The sequence below is a fragment of the Haladaptatus sp. AB618 genome (assembly GCF_024136965.1).
Taxonomy (GTDB): domain Archaea; phylum Halobacteriota; class Halobacteria; order Halobacteriales; family Haladaptataceae; genus Haladaptatus.
Window position 1 is genome coordinate 606,571 of record NZ_JAMYJX010000001.1, and the last position, 17,139, is coordinate 623,709.

Annotated in this window: 20 protein-coding genes, 1 tRNA gene and 1 pseudogene; 8 read left to right on the forward strand and 14 right to left on the reverse strand. The window is 61.9% G+C overall.

Going from position 1 to position 17,139, the window contains the following annotated elements; genetic code table 11:
• Position 1 precedes the first annotated feature (1 nt).
• Entirely contained in the window at positions 2-1,231 is a 1,230-nt protein-coding gene (gene dacB / locus NKF26_RS03215) for a D-alanyl-D-alanine carboxypeptidase/D-alanyl-D-alanine-endopeptidase (protein WP_253225311.1), read from the forward strand.
• 219 nt (positions 1,232-1,450) lie between these two features.
• On the opposite strand, the gene NKF26_RS03220 is transcribed toward dacB, so the two are convergent.
• From NKF26_RS03220 to NKF26_RS03240, 5 genes are all read right to left on the reverse strand, one after another.
• The gene (locus NKF26_RS03220) at positions 1,451-2,287 is read right to left on the reverse strand and encodes a M55 family metallopeptidase (protein WP_253225312.1); all 837 of its coding nucleotides are present in this window, start codon (positions 2,285-2,287) and stop codon (positions 1,451-1,453) included.
• The gene (locus NKF26_RS03225; RefSeq protein ID WP_253225313.1) at positions 2,284-4,257 is read right to left on the reverse strand and encodes a prolyl oligopeptidase family serine peptidase; all 1,974 of its coding nucleotides are present in this window, start codon (positions 4,255-4,257) and stop codon (positions 2,284-2,286) included. The genes NKF26_RS03220 and NKF26_RS03225 overlap by 4 nt, the downstream gene beginning before the upstream one ends.
• Positions 4,258-4,331: 74 nt before the next feature.
• The gene (locus tag NKF26_RS03230) at positions 4,332-5,057 is read right to left on the reverse strand and encodes a helix-turn-helix domain-containing protein (RefSeq protein WP_253225314.1); all 726 of its coding nucleotides are present in this window, start codon (positions 5,055-5,057) and stop codon (positions 4,332-4,334) included.
• 225 nt (positions 5,058-5,282) lie between these two features.
• Complete coding sequence (locus NKF26_RS03235; RefSeq protein WP_066141119.1) at positions 5,283-5,492, reverse strand: hypothetical protein; 210 nt, start codon at positions 5,490-5,492, stop codon at positions 5,283-5,285.
• A complete protein-coding gene (locus NKF26_RS03240; protein WP_253225315.1) occupies positions 5,489-6,529 on the reverse strand; it encodes a zinc-binding dehydrogenase in 1,041 nt (346 codons plus the stop codon). Before NKF26_RS03240 ends, NKF26_RS03235 begins: the two co-directional genes overlap by 4 nt.
• A gap of 86 nt (positions 6,530-6,615) precedes the next feature.
• Here NKF26_RS03240 and NKF26_RS03245 point away from each other — a divergent pair, with 86 nt between their 5' ends.
• Entirely contained in the window at positions 6,616-7,227 is a 612-nt protein-coding gene (locus tag NKF26_RS03245) for a molybdenum cofactor biosynthesis protein B (protein WP_253225316.1), read from the forward strand.
• Between the two features lie 423 nt (positions 7,228-7,650).
• On the opposite strand, the gene NKF26_RS03250 is transcribed toward NKF26_RS03245, so the two are convergent.
• Positions 7,651-8,457, reverse strand: coding sequence for a TrmB family transcriptional regulator (locus tag NKF26_RS03250; protein WP_066141128.1), 807 nt, complete (start codon positions 8,455-8,457; stop codon positions 7,651-7,653).
• A gap of 88 nt (positions 8,458-8,545) precedes the next feature.
• Positions 8,546-10,183 (reverse strand): DUF255 domain-containing protein, encoded by a 1,638-nt coding sequence (locus NKF26_RS03255; RefSeq protein ID WP_253225317.1) that lies wholly within the window; start codon positions 10,181-10,183, stop codon positions 8,546-8,548.
• A 180-nt stretch (positions 10,184-10,363) separates the two neighbouring features.
• Here NKF26_RS03255 and NKF26_RS03260 point away from each other — a divergent pair, with 180 nt between their 5' ends.
• Complete coding sequence (locus NKF26_RS03260; RefSeq protein WP_253225318.1) at positions 10,364-10,537, forward strand: hypothetical protein; 174 nt, start codon at positions 10,364-10,366, stop codon at positions 10,535-10,537.
• 26 nt (positions 10,538-10,563) lie between these two features.
• On the opposite strand, the pseudogene NKF26_RS24350 reads toward NKF26_RS03260, so the two are convergent.
• The 3 genes and pseudogenes from NKF26_RS24350 to NKF26_RS03270 form a co-directional block, all read right to left on the reverse strand.
• Positions 10,564-10,722, reverse strand: a pseudogene (locus NKF26_RS24350) (creatininase family protein); the annotation flags it as partial.
• Positions 10,723-10,916: 194 nt separating this feature from the next.
• Complete coding sequence (locus NKF26_RS03265; protein WP_066141140.1) at positions 10,917-11,435, reverse strand: peptidylprolyl isomerase; 519 nt, start codon at positions 11,433-11,435, stop codon at positions 10,917-10,919.
• A 77-nt stretch (positions 11,436-11,512) separates the two neighbouring features.
• A complete protein-coding gene (locus NKF26_RS03270; protein ID WP_253225319.1) occupies positions 11,513-11,725 on the reverse strand; it encodes a hypothetical protein in 213 nt (70 codons plus the stop codon).
• Positions 11,726-11,831: 106 nt separating this feature from the next.
• On the opposite strand from NKF26_RS03270, the gene NKF26_RS03275 reads away from it, so the two are divergent.
• On the forward strand, positions 11,832-12,839 hold the full coding sequence (locus NKF26_RS03275) for a PGF-CTERM sorting domain-containing protein (protein ID WP_253233991.1): 1,008 nt from the start codon (positions 11,832-11,834) through the stop codon (positions 12,837-12,839).
• Entirely contained in the window at positions 12,836-13,213 is a 378-nt protein-coding gene (locus NKF26_RS03280; RefSeq protein WP_253225321.1) for a hypothetical protein, read from the forward strand. Before NKF26_RS03275 ends, NKF26_RS03280 begins: the two co-directional genes overlap by 4 nt.
• 66 nt (positions 13,214-13,279) lie before the next feature.
• On the opposite strand, the gene NKF26_RS03285 is transcribed toward NKF26_RS03280, so the two are convergent.
• Positions 13,280-14,599 (reverse strand): cytochrome P450, encoded by a 1,320-nt coding sequence (locus tag NKF26_RS03285; RefSeq protein WP_253233992.1) that lies wholly within the window; start codon positions 14,597-14,599, stop codon positions 13,280-13,282.
• Positions 14,600-14,681: 82 nt separating this feature from the next.
• On the opposite strand from NKF26_RS03285, the gene NKF26_RS03290 reads away from it, so the two are divergent.
• The 3 genes from NKF26_RS03290 (at position 14,682) to NKF26_RS03300 (ending at position 15,790) form a co-directional block, all read left to right on the forward strand.
• Complete coding sequence (locus tag NKF26_RS03290) at positions 14,682-15,089, forward strand: SHOCT domain-containing protein (protein WP_253225323.1); 408 nt, start codon at positions 14,682-14,684, stop codon at positions 15,087-15,089.
• 98 nt (positions 15,090-15,187) lie between these two features.
• Positions 15,188-15,580 (forward strand): hypothetical protein, encoded by a 393-nt coding sequence (locus NKF26_RS03295; protein WP_253233993.1) that lies wholly within the window; start codon positions 15,188-15,190, stop codon positions 15,578-15,580.
• Between the two features lie 12 nt (positions 15,581-15,592).
• Positions 15,593-15,790 (forward strand): hypothetical protein, encoded by a 198-nt coding sequence (locus NKF26_RS03300; RefSeq protein ID WP_253233994.1) that lies wholly within the window; start codon positions 15,593-15,595, stop codon positions 15,788-15,790.
• Positions 15,791-16,059: 269 nt separating this feature from the next.
• Here NKF26_RS03300 and NKF26_RS03305 read toward each other — a convergent pair.
• The 3 genes from NKF26_RS03305 to NKF26_RS03315 all read right to left on the reverse strand — a co-directional run bounded on the left by NKF26_RS03305 (position 16,060) and on the right by NKF26_RS03315 (position 17,070).
• Positions 16,060-16,133 (reverse strand) — tRNA-Ile (locus tag NKF26_RS03305).
• Positions 16,134-16,170: 37 nt separating this feature from the next.
• Entirely contained in the window at positions 16,171-16,716 is a 546-nt protein-coding gene (locus NKF26_RS03310) for an FxsA family protein (RefSeq protein WP_253225328.1), read from the reverse strand.
• A 201-nt stretch (positions 16,717-16,917) separates the two neighbouring features.
• Positions 16,918-17,070, reverse strand: a complete 153-nt coding sequence (locus tag NKF26_RS03315; RefSeq protein ID WP_253225329.1) for a hypothetical protein — start codon at positions 17,068-17,070, stop codon at positions 16,918-16,920.
• Between the last annotated feature and the right edge of the window lie 69 nt (positions 17,071-17,139).

A 17,139-nucleotide genomic window follows, 5' to 3' on the forward strand; every position in this document is an offset into this window, starting at 1 on the left:
GATGACCGGTCTCGATACGGATTCGTTCGGAACGAGCATCCTGGTCCGCGAACTCGGTGGAACCGGTCTCGCGGCACGAAGCCCGGACGTTCCGCTCCCACCAGCCTCGAACACGAAACTGCTCACGGCAGCGCTCGCGCTGCACTATCTCACCCCGGACTACCGCTTCGAGACGCACGTCACCAGTGTCGAAGACTCGCTCGTCCTCTCCGGCCGTGGAAACCCGTCGCTCTCACGGGAGGAACTGACGACGCTCGCCGACGCGGTACGGGATGCGGGCATCGACTCCGTGACGGACATCGTCGCCGACGTGGCGTGGTTCGACGGGGAGTCCCGCGGTCCGGGGTGGATGTGGGAGGACGGACAGTACGGGTACGGCGCGGAGAGCACCCCGCTCGCGCTCGACCGAAATTTGGTCTCGGTGACGGTGTCCGGAACCGACGTCGAACTCACGCCGAACACGGACGAAATCGAATACGCGACCGAGTTCGACGAGTCCGCCGACGAACTCCTGGTGTTCCGCGACCTCACCACCGGAACGATCAGAGTCGGGGGAAAACCGACGGACGCGCCGCAGACGGAAACCGTTCCGGTCGGGAAACCGGTTCGCCACTGCCTGTTGGCGTTTCGTGACGCGCTCGAAACGGAGGGGGTGACTCACACCGGCGAACTCGGCGTCACCCGAAACCAGACCTCCGGCGAGCCGATTGCGGCGGTGAAATCACCGTCGGTCGCCGACCTCGTCCGCGAGATGAACGTCCCGTCGGACAACTTCCTCGCCGAAGGACTCGCCCGAACCGTCGCCCGCGACGTTCGTGGCGAGGGGTCGTGGGGGGCGTGGGAGACCGTCGTTCGGGAGTTCCTCGAAGAACGAGGCGCTGATAAATTCCGCATCCGGGACGGGTCCGGTCTCTCCCGTTACAACCTGATTTCGGCCCGAGGCATGGTCAAAACCCTCGAATGGGTTGCCGACCAGCCGTGGTCCGAGGTCTTCTTCGACTCGCTTCCGACCGCGGGCGAGGGGACGTTGGAGACCCGGTTTTCGGCTATGGGGTCAGAAATCAGAGCGAAGACCGGAACCCTGACCGGCAGTCGAACGCTCTCTGGAATCATTCGCAGGGAGGGCGAACCGGACGTGGTGTTCTCCGTCCTCCTCGGTGGATTGGTCGGCGAGGACGAGGAAAAAGCACGGGACCGACTCGACGAGTTCGTGTGCGAACTCGTCGAGTAAGCACGAAGGTTTTTCAGCGAAAACGGAACCAGTGCGGTGTGATGTGCTGGTTCCTCGAACTACTCGTCCGACTCCGTTTCGAGCGAGCGGTTTGGACTGCTCTCGGCTCATCACTTCTTCCGATGGATAGCGACCACGGGGTCGAAAATCGAAAACCGAACGGCGTCGCCTCCATGGAGCGTCTTCGAAGGGAAATTCTCGACGCTGGACCGCCACCGCCTACCCGTAAAACTCGTTTCGCCCAGCGCCGCCGCCGTGGATCATCGCCACGGAGGCTTCGAACGCCTCGACGTACGAGTCCGCTTCGACGCGGGTCGTCCGGCCAGCGACGCGTTCGACCGACGGGATCGATGCTGCGCTGGCGGCTTGGTTCGTGGCCGCCCAATCGACCTCGATAGCAACCGGTTCGTCGGGAATCGGCTGTTCGAACGTCGATACACGGCGAACCGCTCGCTTCGCACCCTCTCGAATCCGGTGGCGTGCGTCCTCGGGCGGCAAGCAGTCCGCCGTGAAGCGGTCGATGCCGTCCTTCACGACGGCGGTTTCGACGGTTTCCAACCGGTCGATAGCCTCGGCTTCGGTCGCGTCGTCGCCCGTAACGAGACCGACCGGAACGCCGAGCGAGGCGGCGAGTCCGGCGTTCCAGCCCAGTTCGCCGACCTCCTCGTCGTTCACGCGGAGCGAGACGAGCACCTGTCCGTAGTAGGTGTGGTTGAGGACGGCGTGCTCCGTCCCGGCCTTCGCGTGGTAACCGACGAAGCAGGCGACGTCGTGGCCCTCGGTGAGTCCCTGCATCATCGACCACGGTTTCGTCCCGCCGCGGATCAGGCGCGCTGCTTCGTGGACCGAATCCCGGGGTAGGTTCGTCATCGAGGAATGGGAGTCGTTGACCAGCACCTCGTCTGCACCGCCAGCGAGCGCGCCCTCGATGGCGGCGTTCACGTCCCCGACCATGAGTTCCCGTCCGGCGGGATAGTTCGCTTCCCCTTGCACCACGTCGAGCGGGTCTGCGATGCCGGTGATGCCTTCCATATCGGCCGAAATGAAGACCTTCATCGGTCGTCCTCCAGGATTCGCTCGACCTTCCGCAGGGTTCGCTCCCACGTCGCCCGCTTCGAGAAGACGTGGTTTTCGTCGGGATAGTGGTCGGCGTCGAACTCCTTGCCGAGGTCGGTGAGGGTCTCGACCACCACGTCGAGTTGCTCGAAGTTGACGTAGCGGTCGCCGGTCCCGTGGAAGTTGTAGAGCGGAGCCTCGTAGTTCTCCATGTGCGTCTCCGGGGACGCCTCGGCCCATCGCTCGGGAACTTCCCACGGTTCGCCGCCCATTCGGAGCGCTTCCGACGAGGCCGCCGCCGGATGCTTCGTCTCTTCGGCCCATTCCTTGTACAGTTCGAGGTCGGCCAATCCGGCGAGGTTGATTCCGAGCGAGAAGGTATCGGGGTGAGTTCCGAGAACTTGTAGCGTCGCGTAGCCACCGTAGGAGAGCCCCCAAACCGTGACTGCATCGGAATCAACGTACGAGAGCGCTTTCAGGAACTCCCCTGCTCGGCCCACGTCCTCGATTTCGTCCTCGCCACGGGTGCCCGCGATGGCCTGCCTGAACTCCTTTCCGTAGCCGATGCCGCCGCGATAGTTGACGAAGAGACAAGCGTAGCCCTTCGTGGCGAGATACTGGTGATAGCTGTAGAAGAGGCCGTAGGAGCGCGACGGATGCCACCCGTCGCGCATCTGGCGCATCGGCCCGCCGTGCACGCAGACGACGGCGGGGAGGTCCGTCGCGTCGTCGGCGACGGCGTCCGATTTGCGCGGGTCGAGCAGGTAGCCGTCGATGGTTCGACCGGCGCTCTCGAACTCGATCCGTTCCGGCTCGATCGGTGGTATCGGCCACTCCTCGACTGTCGAGCGCATGAGCCGTTCGCGTCCACGGTCCCTGAAATCGAAGATTCGGAGCTCCGGCGACAGTTCCCCGTCGGCGTGAACGTACGCTATCGTTCCGCCATCCGGTGCGGGTCGTGGATGGACGTTCGTTCCGTCGGTCTCTACGAGCGCGGTCGTCTCTCCGTCCAACGTGATCGAAAACAGGTGGCGCTGGCCGGAACCGTTTCGATTGGACGCGAAAACGAGCGTTTCGTCGTCCAGCCACTGCGGCGTCGCGTCCGCGACGCCTTTGTCCTCGAACGCTCCCTCGGTGAGTTGCGTTCGATCTCCGGCTTCCACGTCGATGACGTGAACGTGGTCCCATCCGTCGAGTGGAAGCGACAGGGCGATTCGGCGACCGTCCGGGGACACTTCCGGTGCGCCACTCGAAACGATTCCGCGTTCGCGGTCGGATTCCCGGAACAGGACCGTTTGCCCCGTGGTCTCCGGATTGGCGGCGACAATCCGTCTGATCGTGCCACCCTCGCCGTGCTGGTCGAACAGGACGCGTCCGTCGGCTAGCCACGCGGGGGTTGAACTCGCCAGTTCGCCGTGCGTGCGCCAGACGAGTTCGCCGGACTCGGTGTGGATGACGCCGACGTGTGTCGTCCCGTCCTCGACGAACCGGTAGGCCAACAGGGTATCGTCGTCGGACCACGCGAACATTCGGGCTTCGCCGAGGAACGGACCGCGTTTCGGTCCGTCGAATCCACGCTCTGCCCCGGTTTCGATGTCGCGGACGAACGGGCGACCGTCGCGGTAGAACGCGAAGCGGGTGCCGTCGTTCGACCACGTGTACGCGCTCCTCTCGTCCGGCCCAGAGAGCAGACGGGCGGTCGTCCTTTCTTTGGGGTCGGCGAGCAACAGGTCTCCGGCGTCCGTTGCGACGAGAAGGGAGGACTCGGTCGGCGACCACGCAAATTCGGTAACGTGCCCGTCGTCCGGCGTGAATCGCCACGGTCGGTCGTTTTTCGGATCGGTAACCAACAGGACGTTTCCATCGTCCTCGTAGACGGTCGCCGCGAGAAAATTCCCGTTCGCGGACCACGACGGCGCACTGGGATATTCGATATCCAGCGCATCCGAAAGTGTGAGTGCGGGTGGCATGACAACCACATTCGTACCCACCGCCAAAGCGGTTCGTAATGCGGCTATCCAGGGCCGATGGGGGCGTCGTCCGGTCAGTAATTCCGTCCGGCGAGTTTGGTGAGGAAGGCATCGAGGACTTTGTGTTCCCCCTTCCGAAGGTGTTCGAGGAACGTCGGGCCGCTGATACCGAAATCACTCGCGATTTCGCTCGCTGCCACGTCGCGGGGCCAGTTGTAATATCCGGCGTCGTGGGCCGCGAACAGACACTCCATCTGCCGCACTGAGAGCGAGTCGTAGATACGGTCGCTGGTGTTCGCGAACTCCACGTTGTCGTTCGGGTCCACCTCGTGAATCGACTCCAACTGGATGTCGTACTCCTCCTCCAACCGGGTGAACACCGATTCGAGTTGATCCGAACGGACGAGGACGGTCCAGTACTCGTACCCGCCGGTCATGTGAACCGGTTCTATCGGCATGAACTCCGAGTTGACGATTTCGGGGACGATACTGGACGAACGCTCGTAGGTGACGACGACGCGGGCCCGGTCGCCGCTGTTTTTGAGGATGGCCGTGCTCTCGACGACTCGGTGGGCGTCGATGGCTTCGACGAACGTTTCGATGTCGTGGTCGCCCTCCGAGACGATGATGAAATCCCCCTTGACGGTTTCGTCGGTCGGATACAGCGATTTTTCGAGAATATGGACTCCGTCGTACTCGTCGGTGACTTCGAGCGTCCAGCACCCCGGATGCCACAGTTTGAGTTCCACTTGCCGGTGTGTCGTTCTATCGTCCCGAGCAGTAACGTCGATGACGCTCATCTTGTGTGTGATTCTCCCACACCCTGAAAAATTTGTGCATTCACGAACTTACTCTTTTCCGTGATATTCGGGTGGGGATATTGCACTCAACACCGGATGTATGGGAATAATATTCTGAAATTTGGAAGGAAACAACCTCGATGTCTGTTCCGAAACTGGGCGGGAGTGTCAAACTGTGAACAAAACGAGCTTGATCCGTCGCTCGGATTCCGCTCGTCGTGTGATTTATTCCCTCTCCTGGGCCGACCACACCGATAGCGCGCCGAGCGCCAGCGCCGGGATCATCGGCAGGATGAGATAGGCGAATTTGAACGGGAGGTACGGCGGGTGGAGGTAGATGAGCAGCGGCGACACGATAAACGCCAGTATGATCGCGGCGACCAGGATCCATCCGCTCCGTCCGAACTCCCTCGTTTTGGTGTGCTCCGTCGTCATAGCTCGCTATCGGGTTTTACCACCACTTTACCAAAGCCTTCCCGATTTTCGAGCATCTCGTGAGCGCGGGCCGTCTCGCTCATCGGAAGGACTTCCCGAATCGCGGGTTCGAACGTGCCGTCCCACACCAGTTCCATCACGTCGCTCGCCTCGCCGAGGCTCGCCATCGTTGAGCCGATGACCGAAAGCTGATTCCAGAAGATGCGGTTGATGTCGGTCTCCGGTTGCCCGCCCGTCGTCGCGCCGCAGGTGACGATTTTTCCGCCCTTGGCGAGCGCCTTGAGCGAGTTCTGCCACGTCGCCGCGCCGATGTGGTCCACGACGATGTCCACGCCGCGCCCGTCGGTCAACTCGCGGATTCGTTTGGCGAAGTTCTCGTCCTCGTAGTCGATGGCGTGGTCGGCACCCAACTCGCGGGCGTGTTCGAGTTTCTCCTCGCTGCTGCCGGTCGCGTAGACGGTCGCTCCGGCGTAGTCCGCGATTTGGACCGCCGCGTGGCCGACGCCGCCGGACGCGCCGAGGACGAGGACGTGTTCGCCCGGCGTAAGTTCCGCGCGCGAGATGAGCATCCGCCACGCCGTCTGGAAGACGAGCGGGGCCGCCGCGGCCGTCTCCCACGAAACGCCTTCGGGAACCGGGAGCAGATTGTCCTCGGGGAGGGCCGCCATTTCGCTGTGAACGCCGCGGACGTGTTCGCCGATGATGTGGTAGCCCACACACATCGAATGTTCGCCGTGACGGCAGAACTCGCATTTGCCGCAACTGACGCCCGCCGAGAGGGCGACGCGGTCGCCGGGTTCGAATCGGGTCACGTCCTCGCCGACTTCCACGACTTCGCCCGCCCCGTCGCTGCCGGGGATGTGAGGCATGTCGAGGTCGATGCCGGGGAGTCCGCGGCGCGTCCACACGTCCAAGTGGTTTAGCGCGCCCGCCTTGATATCGACGAGAACCTCGTCCCGGTCGGGTTCCGGGTCCGGGAATTCGTCGTACTCGATAACCTCCGTCCCGCCGTGCTCCGAGAACTGGACGGCTTTCATGCATGGCACGTCGGGCGCGAACACTAAAATAGTATTCAAAGCGGGGGTCCGTGTGAACTTTTGCGCTGGCGCGTCGAAGTAACGGTATGACGGATCACGATGGGGACGACGAGCACAGCGAAACTGACGAACATAGTCACGGTCATCACGACCATAGCCACGACGATCACGACCACGACCACAGCAACGACCACGACAACCACGAGCATCACGCTCACGACGTGGACGAACTCGGCTTCGCCGTCGTCACCGTCTCGACCTCGCGGTCGGTCGACGACGACCCAGCAGGAGACGCCATCAAGGTCCTGGTAGAGCAGGCGGGTCACGACGTCGTGACGCGGGAACTCGTCGCCGACGACCACGACCGCGTGCAGAAGACGGTGAACAACATCGTCGGGCGCGGCGACACGGACGTCGTCGTCACGACCGGCGGCACCGGCGTCACGCCCGACGACGTGACCATCGAGGCGGTTTCGGCGTTGTTCGAGAAGGAACTGCCCGGCTTTGGCGAACTGTTCCGGAAGCTCTCCTACGACGAAATCGGGACGAAAACCGTCGGCACGCGAGCGACCGCGGGTACCTCGAACGGTACCGTCATCTTCTGTCTGCCCGGGAGCGAGAACGCCGTTAGATTGGGTGTCGGTGACATCGTTCTCGAAGAAGCGGGCCACCTCGTCGGCCTCGCCGGACGGGAGTGAGAAGAATTCGGGTAGTTGGTAGTGTATTTTAGTATGAGATAGTGGGTTTTAGTAGAACAGCACGAGAGGAGTTCGAGAGCGATTTCTGCTGCAAAATCTGATCTTGAAACCGTAGCAACTGGTGATAATGGTCCAGAAAACCCTCGCCCGCTCGCTTCGGAAAGATGTGGTTGGTGGTTCTGCGACTGCAACTATTGAGAGGTAGCCCTCGAAAGCCCCACCTGCTCGCGGCCGCTGTACGAGATATCCGCGCTCCGCACCGCGCGCGGGCTTTCTAGACCTTTCACAGTAGTCACTGCAAGAGAACCAACGCAAAATCAGTTGCGGAGCGAACGATTCGGGAGTTTCAAAGATGATCGTTCGGTAACGGCAATCACGAGAACGACGTTCCAAAAACGAATCAGAAATGACTCTTTTTTCTGTTCAGAAGTGAAGCGGTTCGGCGGTCTCCCAGCGGGAGGAGAACTGATTGTTGACGTTCGCCGCGAACTCGGGGTCTTTCAGGTCGATCATGGCGAACGCCTCGCCGGGCGAGAGCGGGTTCGCCACCTCGATACAGACTTCGAGGTCGTCGATGAGGTTGAAGGTCCCGTCGAGTTCCGCCGTCGTTCGGACCGAAAACTTCGGATGGTCCGACAGCGTGTCGGCGTATCGCCGACCGACGCTCTCGGGGAGCGTGCTGACGAGTTCCGGCGACATGAGGACGGATACCTCCACGCCACGGGATAGCGCCGTTTCGAGATGCTCCGCGACGGTGTCCCCGACGTTGCCGATGTCGAACGTCGGCGACACCCGACCGGCGACCATGACGATGCGGCGTTCCGCGGCATCCAAGCGCTCGATGAGGAGTTCGAGCGAGTCGTCCGGACCGACCGCCGCCGTCCAGAAGCCCTCCTCTATCGGCGGGTCCACGGCGTCGAGTTCGGTGCTCAAATCGTCCACGATGTCCTCGTACTGGTCGGCCTTCGCGTTCAGTTCGTCCAGTTTGTCGTCCAGTAGTCGGTCGAGCGCGGTGGTCGGCTCGACGGCGACGTACTTCTTCGGGCGACTCGCGCTCTGACTTCGCACGAGGTTGTGCGTCTCCAGGCTGTTGAGAACGTCGTAAATCCGCCCCATCGGAACGTCGCTCACCCGAGAGAGGTCCTTCGCCGTCGTCGGTCCCGTGTTCAAGAGCGCTCGATACGCACGCGCTTCGTACTCGGAGAGACCCAAATCGCGAAGACTTGCCATAGCTGTTGACATTAGCCCGACAGTATATAAACTCTACGTGCGTTTTATGTGTCCCAACTGGACAGAGTATCCTTTTCGCAAATATTGCTCAAAAGAAACTCGATGCCAGTTCACTCAGCTCCGCCGGAGATGTCGCCGGAGCGGATTCGTTATCGCCGTCGACGAGTCGGGCGGTTCCCCGCTCGTACTCGCCGTCAGGCGCGAGGACGACGACTTTCTCGTGGTCGGCGAGTCGAAGCGCGGCACGGTGTAGGTTCGACCCCGGTTCGTCGGCGACCACGACTTGGAGGGGTGTCCTGCACAGTCGGGAGGCGGCCGTCGCGTAGCCCGCGACCTGCACGCCGATTCGGTCCGCCGCACCCGCGAACGCGCCGACCGCCTCGCGCGCGGCCGCTTCGTACGACGAATCGCCCGTCAGGACGGTCAAATCGACCAGCGCGTCGGCCAAGACGGCGTTGTCATCGACGGGGCGAAGTTCACGGTCGAGCAGTCCCGGTCCTTCGCGCGGCCCGTCGACGAACGCACCGTCGTCGGCTTGGAGCGTTTCGATGGCGTGATCCGCGACCGCTCGCGCGGTTTCGAGGTACTCGTCGCCGCCGAGAACCTGTGCGGCGGTGACGAAGGCTCGCGTCACGTGGGCGTGGTCGGCGAGCAGGCCGCGTTCCCCAACCTCGTCGCCGTCACGGTAGTGAACGACCGCACCGTTTTCGACGCACGTCGAGAGGAATTCGAGGGTTCGTTCGGCGTACCGTCGTGCGTGTTCGTCGTCGGTGTAGGCGGCGTACGTGAGCAACGCGTCCGCGGCGAGCGCGTTGCGGTCGGCGAAGGCGGTGAAATCGACGGGTGGTGCCTCCCGACTCTCGCGGTCGCTCGCGTCGCCCTCGTAGTAGCCGTCGCCGGGTTGCTGGCTGCCGCCGAAGGCGTCGCCCTCCCAGAGCGTCGTCGTCAGGTATTCGACGGTCTTCGCGGCGGGGTCGCGGTAGCGGTCCTCGCCCGTGTACAGGTAGGCGTTCGCGTAGGTGTGCAGGAGTGCGGCGTTCAGATCCAGCATCTTCTCGCGGTGGATGTCGTTCCACTCGTGGGTACCGGAGTAGCGGAAGAACCCGCCCTCGTAGTCGTCGTAGAGGTTCGCCGTGATCGGCGAAAGGGTGGCGAGTGCGCGTTCCCGGTCGCGTTTCAGCGCGAACTCCACGGTTCGTGGAAGCGGGAACTTCGCGTCGTCGCCCCAACCGCCGTTGGTCGGGTCGAACTGGTCCTCTATCTGTCCGACCATCAGGCGCTCGATTTCGCCGGTGACTTCGCCCGACGGTGGGTTCTGGTCGCGGATGTTGCGCGGTACTTGCGAGGCTTCCCGGCCCTTGTGCTCCCAGAGGTCGCGCACCTGTCCGACCACTTGGCGCATGGTGTTCGCGTCGAGGAACGTCGCGCCGGTCAGGTGTTCGCCTTCGGGCGTCAGAAACACCGTCGTCGGGAACCCGCCCATATTGTACCGTTCCCTGACACGGGGGTGGCGGTCGATGTCGGCCCGGACCGGGACGAACGAGTCGTTGACGTTCGCCGCCAGCGTCGGCACCGCGTAGGTCGTGTCGTCCATCTCGTGGCACCACGAGCACCACCGAGCGGACAGCGAGAGAAGGATGGGTTTGTCGGCTTCCTGTGCCTCCTCGAACGCCGCGTCACCCCACTCGCGCCACTCGATTTTCGTCCGTTCCGCAGACTGATCCATGGCCTGACTTTGGGTCGAACGTGGGAAGTGGTTTCGGAATTCGCGTCGGTAACGAAGGGGTCAACCTCCGGAACCGTGGCTCGTCCGTCTGCGATACGGTCGGTTACCTACGCAGTCGCATCGAATTACGTGCTTCGAACTGACCGAAAAGATATACAAATCGAACTCATTGCCACGAACATGAGATCGAAGACGAAATTCCTTGTCACAGTTATCTTCCTTCTCATCGGGGGCCTTCTCGACTTTCTGCTCGTCACGCAGTTACAATATGGAATTACAGAAAGCACCGTGTTCATCGCCATGGTCGTCGGCTTCGCGCTGGTCGAAATCGTGCTGGACAACGCGTCCATCTGACTGCCGAACCGGTAGCTAACCGCTATTCAAATAGTGTCGCGTTCTGCTTCGATCCACTCGGCGTACGCCGTCGCGATGGCGTCGAGGATCTCCTCCCCGGCCTCCGCCGTTCCCTCGCGCGGATCGCCGAGAACGCCGTTCTCGGTGATGGGTTTGAATCCCTCGCTGAGGAGTCGGGAGACGGAGAATACACCTCCTCAGTACGCTTGGTTGACTATCAAGGGTGCCGGAGGGGGAATGGACTGGCAAACACGAGAGGGAACGTAGTCTTCCATTTGACTCGAGCCGTCAACCAGTGACTCGTTGGGATCGTTATTTCAAAGCGAATGCTGAAACAACGCGCAAAAAAGAACCGAGTAATCGAATCGAAAAACGGCGCTCAGTCGTGAATCTCGACGGATTCGAGGACGACGTCGTCGAGCGGCTTGTCCTGCGGGTTCGTATCGACGGAGCCGATTTCCTCGACGACGTCCATGCCGTCTACGACCTCACCGAAAACGGCGTGGCGGTTGTTGAGGTGCGGCGTGGCGTCGAGCGTGATGAAGAACTGCGAGCCGTTGGTGTTCGGTCCGGAGTTGGCCATCGAGAGGACGCCCTCGCTGTCGTGGGTGAGTTCCGGGTGGAACTCGTCGTCGAACTGGTAGCCGGGACCGCCGCGGCCCGTTCCCGTCGGGTCGCCGCCCTGAATCATGAAGCCCTCGATGACGCGGTGGAAGAGCACGTCGTCGTAGAGCGGTTCGTCGGTCTTTCGGTCGCCCGACTGTGGGTCGGTCCACTCGCGGTCACCCGTCGCCAGTCCGACGAAGTTCGCCACCGTCTTGGGTGCGCGCTCGTCGAACAACTCGACTTCGATGTCGCCGTGATTCGTGTGAAGTGTGGCCGTTAGGTCGTCTGCCATATCCGTACTGTCGGCCTCCAAGGAAAAAAGGTGTTCTATCCACCAGCGGTATCCGAACGGGAGAAAGACGGATGCCGTTACGCCTCGCTGGACCCGGTCAGTTCCAGCGGACGTATCCAGACGAACCAGATGAAGATGGCGGCCGTCAGGTATAGCGTGAAGAAAATCACGGTTCCGAGCATGCTGTAGCCGATCTGGGTCAGGAAATATTTTATCAATCCCGGAACGATGATGCCGAGGGCCATCATCAAGCCGAAGCGGATCTTCCCGCCGGCGTTGTTCGTGCTCATGAAGGGGGCTTCGTGCTCCACCTGCCTGAATCGTACGGTTTCGAGCTGACAAACACAACACATAACAGATCACAAAGTATTTGCCGGGACGTTACACGAATCGGACATGAACCGAGAACGAATATTGGCGGTCGCCATCGCAGTCGTCGCCGTGGCGGGCCTGCTCACGCTCGCCGTTCTTCCCGGTGCGATTGCGACGGCGTCCACGGACGACCCCCCGAGTCGTCTTCGAATCGAGGACGTCGCCATCGCGCCCGGCCACGTTTCCGGTGGAACGGCGACGTTACGCATCGAAACCCGACTCGACCACAGGGGTGGGTTGGCGGAAAACATCTCCGTCCTCGTCCGGGCGATTCATCTCGATTCCGGGTTGGTCGAGGCGACGACGCGAACGCGAGTTCCGACCATCGACGGGGAACGGGAAACGAGCATTATCGAAAACCTCTCGGTCGAACGTCGCGGCGGCTACCGGATCGAAACCGTGGTCTTCGAGAACGGGGAACGCATCGCCGAGGGCGGTAAGGAGGTTCGAGGCGTCGATGCGCTCGAACCTGCCTACGAGCGGACGGCCGTCGATTTCCACTGGAACGGCGACACGAGCGGACTCCCACCGATCGACTACTCCATCGCTGACGTCCACGACGATACGGCGTCGCTCAACGTCTCCACGTATCTGACGAATCGCGGCGACGACGCATCGGAGAACGTCCGTATCGTCTTCGTCGCGCGGCAAGCGGATTCCAACATCGTCGCCGACCGCGTCTCCGTTCCCGTCGGGACGATCGAGACGGGACGAACTGCGGACCCGTCCGCGACCGTGACCGTCCCGGACGGCTACAACTACTATCTCGACGCGATCCTCTGGAAGGACGGCGTCGTCGTCGGCTCAGCGCGGAGCGCCGCGAACCTCGACCCGTCGAAGCGGCTCTCGGTGAACGAGACGCAGACGGACGTCGAACTGTCCGTTTCGGACTTCCAAGAGGGCGACAGGGGGAAATCGGAGCGGACGACCAGAACGGCGAACGACGGCGGCCAACCCGGTTTCACCGTCCTCGCCGGTATCGTCGCCCTTCTCGGGGCGGGACTACTCGTGCGGCGAAACGGACAACCATGACTGAAACCGAATCAACGACGACCTCCGAGCGGTCGGAATCCGAATCGAAACGAGAGGAAAGCGAGCAGACAAACGCGGTTGACGAGCAACACGGGCAAGGGGACCGTCACGCCCGCCACGAGACGCCGGAAAAGGCCGGACGAACGAATCCGTCCCGTGACCCGAGCCCACGGAAGTATCTGTATCAGGGAGCACTCGTCGTCCTCGTCCTTCTCGCGGTCGTAGCCCTGTTCCAGTTCTACATGAGCGCCCTCGACGTGATTTGGACGTTCGTCGCGGACCGGTACCGACCGCTGTTCAACGCGGCGTTCAACCTCGTCGTCCTGCTGGCGGCCGGTATCGGTATCTCGTTCACCGTCCGGTCGATGGACTGAGAACGCGACACGGCGAAACGGAACGGCGGAACGGAGAACTGGAGCGGCGGAACGGAACGACGCGCGTTAGCGATCCTTCACGGTCACCTCGACCGGATTTTCGGGGTGCAAGGTGACGAGCGGAACGAGCGTCAGCGGCGTGTCGGAGACGAGGTCGAACTCGAATCGCTTGCCGAGCGTCGCCAACACGAGTTTCGCCTCGCGCATGGCGAAGCCATCGCCGATGCATTTGCGCGGGCCACCGCCGAACGGGAAGTACGCGAACTGTGGGAGTTCGCGGCGGAACTCGTCCGTCCAGCGCTCCGGTCGGAACTCCCACGGGTCGTCGAAGAAGCGTTCGTCGTGGTGAACGACCCACTGCGGGGTCGAAACGACGGTGTCGGCGGGGACGTGAAACCCGGCGAGGTCGTCCGCCTCGTTCGCTTGCCGGTAGACGACGTAGGCGGGCGGGTAGAGACGCAACGTCTCCGTCACGATTTCGTCGAGGTAGTCGAGATCCGCGAGGTCGTCGACGGTCGGCGTCCCGTCGACCACTGCATCGAGTTCGTCGTGGAACTCCCGCCGCACGTCGGGATGCTTCGCGAGCAGGTACCACGCGTACGTCAGCGTCAATGCGGTCGTGTCGTGACCTGCGAGCAACAACGTCATCATCTCGTTGCGAACGCTCTCGTCGGTGAGGTTCCCCTGTTCGCGCTCGCCGAGCAACGTTCCGAGCAGGTCGTCCTCGTCGCCCGAGTAGTCGTGCTGTCGTCGAATCTCTCGGAGGATTCGATCCAACCTGTCCACGGCGCGGCGGTAGCGAACGTTTCGCGGCGTCGGTACCTCCTCGGGGACGAACCCTTCCGGCCCGGGTTGAAACCGCTCGCCGACTTCGATGAGGGCCTCCCGGATGGCGCGCTCCATCCCGTCGATTCGCGAACCGAGCAGGCTCTCGACGACGATTCTGAGGGTGAGTTGGGACATCTCGGCGTGGATGTCCGTGTGCTCCCCGTCGGTGAACGAGTCGGCCAACTCGGTCGTATCACGGACGATGATATCGCCGTACTCGTTCAGCTTCGTACCGTAAAACGACGGTTGCATGACCGTGCGCTGGCGTCGCCAGTGCTCGCCGTCGCTCGTCAGTAAACCGTCTCCGAGCAACCCTCCAAGTCCCTCGTCCCCGCCCAACGTCGGCTTACGGTAGTTCTCGGCGTTCGTCACGAGGACGCGCCGAATGGCCTCCGGATCGGCCACCTGGTACACCTCCGTCCCGTACACGTCGATTCGGGCCACGTCGCCGTACTCGCGTGCGACGCGCTCCATGAACCCCAACGGGTCGTCTGCGTACTGGAGACTCGACCCCAAAAACGGTACCCCCTCCGGTCCCGATGGCACGCGGTTTGCCATGCAAGAGATTGGGTTGCACACCGTAAGAGCCTGCTCCCTAACGAGTGACAGACTTTTCATGAACCGTGGTAAAGAAGGTGATATGAGTGATGGACATCTCTCCCTCGTCGACCAAATTCCGCCCCTCGTCGCGATTGCCGTCCTCGGAGCCGGGTTGCTCGCGCTGTTTCTCGGCTACAGTTGGTTCTGGATGGTGTTCGTATTTGGATTCGCCGTCGTTCTCCCGCTTTTGACGATCCTCTCACAGTCGTTTTCGGAGCGCCAACGGACACGACGAAAACGAGACCATCAACGGTACGACGACCGCCAAACCGACCGAACGGGGAAACGAAACGATGACCGACAGGACGCCCTCGATACGCTCCGGGACAGATACGCCCGCGGGGAGATCGACGAAGAAGAGTTCGAACGGCGGGTAGATCTGCTGTTGGAGAACGAGACGGTGGCGGACGTGGAGGCGCGGCGGGAGCGGGAACGGGAATTCGAGTAACACCGATCATCGAACTGAAATCTTATGCCGTCGTTCGCGTTTTTTCTTCCCGATGAGACGACGCCGTCTACTGATCTGCGGGAGTGCCCTCCTGTCGAGTGGACTGTCCGGCTGTCTCGGTTCAACGAACTCCGCGAGAGAGAGGGGAATCGACCACAAACGAATCGACCACTCGAACCACGACGGACACCGGAACCGAAGGACTCGCACTAGCAAATGATAGCTCGAAAACGCGGACAGTCCACGTTGCCATCTCTCGGAAGTCGGACCAAACGCTGCCGGTCGATGCGAAATACGAGGTTCCGAGCGGGCATCTCCTGTGGTCCTCCGAGACGTTCGAACACGGGGCTCGTATCGAGGCCGACATCATCGGCGGGAAATCACGAACCACGACACTGACCGCGGAAGGGTGTGCCGGGGATACATACAACCCGAACGGGAGCCACCCGGTCGTCACAGTTCACAACCGATGGGACCTTTTATCCGCCTGAAGTAGTGGCCACATGGCCCTGAAAAAGAGCCTTCTGAGCGGCCTCATCGCATTCATCGTCGCGACAGTCGCTGCGCGTCTCGTCGGCGGGAAGGAGCTTGAGACGAGAATCGGCCTCCTGACCGGGGTATCAGTGGCCCTGAGCACTTGGGTGTCCAGTCGTCAGAGTGGGAAAGAAACCGAACTCGCAGACGAAGCGACGGCTGTGTGATCGGACGAGAGCGTGAATGAGAAGATAAGCCGAGTATTTTTCCACACGTCCCCCCGAAACGTAGTTTCATCGGGTAACTGACCCATGATCATATATAAAAATATCAGGTAACTGTCTATCCGATTTGGTCGAACTGATATCTTCTAACTTCGACAAGTTCAACTCCACATGAGAAGCGGGTCGCTGCAAAAGGTGAGTACCGTAAGATTAGTTGGCTGGGGAGGTTACGCCCCCGTTTTCGATCGGTCAAAGACCGAGTGAAAGTGGGATGGGCCAACGCGGATTTGAACCGCGGACCTCCCGGTTATCAGCCGAGCGCTCAACCTAACTGAGCTATTGGCCCTCTGTTGGGCGCATTTACTCATTGCCCGGTGAGATTTTTAAGGGTTTCCTTTCTCCTCCGCGTCGTCATCGAAACCGATATCGTAGGAGTCCGAATCCACCCGGTACGTATCACCGTCCTGACCACTCGAACCGGCCGTGCCGCTGCCGCTCACGCTGCCACCGTCAGGGAAGCCGAAGGTGTAGACGTTACCCGAGGCGAACCCGCCGGTCTGCTTGTCGATGTAGGGCGTGATGACCCACTTCTTCGCCACGGTCCGGAACACCGCGCGCGTGGGCGGGAGCGCGAACAGGAACCCGAGCGTGTCGGTGATGAGGCCGGGCGTGAGCAGGAAGGCACCGGCGACGAGCAGGAATCCGCCGTCGATGATCCGATTCGTGGGAATATCCCCCCGAGCGAGGTCGGATTGGATCTTTCTGATGGTGTGTCTCCCTTCGGCACGAACCAGCAACATTCCGAGCAGGGCGGTCAGTACGACGAGCAGGACGGTTATCTGCCAGCCAATCTGGGTGGCGACGAAGACGAGAAACAGCCCGTCGAGTAACGGAATCAACAGCAACAGCGCCAGCATCCGTTTCCACATGATTCGACGTAGTGGTTCAGGCTGTAAAACCCTTTACCTGCTGATGTGTGCTCGGAGAGCGAAACGAGTCATTCTCGTTTTCCGCGTCCGCGTGCGGCGTGAGACGACGCAAGGGCGCTTCAGTAACGACCGCAGTTACAGCCACGATGACGATTTCCGTGACGACAGCGACGACTCCCGTTCCTCGGAAACACCCCGCCCTCACTCGGTCAGTCGCTCGTGGGCGCACGCGCCCACTCGTACTATCCCTCGCTCGCCCGGGACCCGCCAGGACAGCGGCGGGCCGGGTGCGAGGCGCACCCGGCCCGCAAGCGGTTGGTCGGCCTGCCGCCCACATTCTTCCTCAACGATCATCAGTATCTCCCGCTTAGCCCCGTTCTTTGAGTACGATATTCACGAAGGGATAGAAACGTGCCTACTGTC

Excerpts from the sequence above, each read along its gene's own strand:
- dacB (WP_253225311.1), top strand. The coding sequence starts at position 2 with ATGACCGGTCTCGATACGGATTCGTTCGGAACGAGCATCCTGGTCCGC.
- NKF26_RS03220 (WP_253225312.1), bottom strand. The coding sequence starts at position 2,287 with ATGAAGGTCTTCATTTCGGCCGATATGGAAGGCATCACCGGCATCGCA.
- NKF26_RS03225 (WP_253225313.1), bottom strand. The coding sequence starts at position 4,257 with ATGCCACCCGCACTCACACTTTCGGATGCGCTGGATATCGAATATCCC.
- NKF26_RS03230 (WP_253225314.1), bottom strand. The coding sequence starts at position 5,057 with ATGAGCGTCATCGACGTTACTGCTCGGGACGATAGAACGACACACCGG.
- NKF26_RS03235 (WP_066141119.1), bottom strand. The coding sequence starts at position 5,492 with ATGACGACGGAGCACACCAAAACGAGGGAGTTCGGACGGAGCGGATGG.
- NKF26_RS03240 (WP_253225315.1), bottom strand. The coding sequence starts at position 6,529 with ATGAAAGCCGTCCAGTTCTCGGAGCACGGCGGGACGGAGGTTATCGAG.
- NKF26_RS03245 (WP_253225316.1), top strand. The coding sequence starts at position 6,616 with ATGACGGATCACGATGGGGACGACGAGCACAGCGAAACTGACGAACAT.
- NKF26_RS03250 (WP_066141128.1), bottom strand. The coding sequence starts at position 8,457 with ATGGCAAGTCTTCGCGATTTGGGTCTCTCCGAGTACGAAGCGCGTGCG.
- NKF26_RS03255 (WP_253225317.1), bottom strand. The coding sequence starts at position 10,183 with ATGGATCAGTCTGCGGAACGGACGAAAATCGAGTGGCGCGAGTGGGGT.
- NKF26_RS03260 (WP_253225318.1), top strand. The coding sequence starts at position 10,364 with ATGAGATCGAAGACGAAATTCCTTGTCACAGTTATCTTCCTTCTCATC.
- NKF26_RS03265 (WP_066141140.1), bottom strand. The coding sequence starts at position 11,435 with ATGGCAGACGACCTAACGGCCACACTTCACACGAATCACGGCGACATC.
- NKF26_RS03270 (WP_253225319.1), bottom strand. The coding sequence starts at position 11,725 with ATGAGCACGAACAACGCCGGCGGGAAGATCCGCTTCGGCTTGATGATG.
- NKF26_RS03275 (WP_253233991.1), top strand. The coding sequence starts at position 11,832 with ATGAACCGAGAACGAATATTGGCGGTCGCCATCGCAGTCGTCGCCGTG.
- NKF26_RS03280 (WP_253225321.1), top strand. The coding sequence starts at position 12,836 with ATGACTGAAACCGAATCAACGACGACCTCCGAGCGGTCGGAATCCGAA.
- NKF26_RS03285 (WP_253233992.1), bottom strand. The coding sequence starts at position 14,599 with ATGGCAAACCGCGTGCCATCGGGACCGGAGGGGGTACCGTTTTTGGGG.
- NKF26_RS03290 (WP_253225323.1), top strand. The coding sequence starts at position 14,682 with ATGAGTGATGGACATCTCTCCCTCGTCGACCAAATTCCGCCCCTCGTC.
- NKF26_RS03300 (WP_253233994.1), top strand. The coding sequence starts at position 15,593 with ATGGCCCTGAAAAAGAGCCTTCTGAGCGGCCTCATCGCATTCATCGTC.
- NKF26_RS03310 (WP_253225328.1), bottom strand. The coding sequence starts at position 16,716 with ATGTGGAAACGGATGCTGGCGCTGTTGCTGTTGATTCCGTTACTCGAC.
- NKF26_RS03315 (WP_253225329.1), bottom strand. The coding sequence starts at position 17,070 with ATGATCGTTGAGGAAGAATGTGGGCGGCAGGCCGACCAACCGCTTGCG.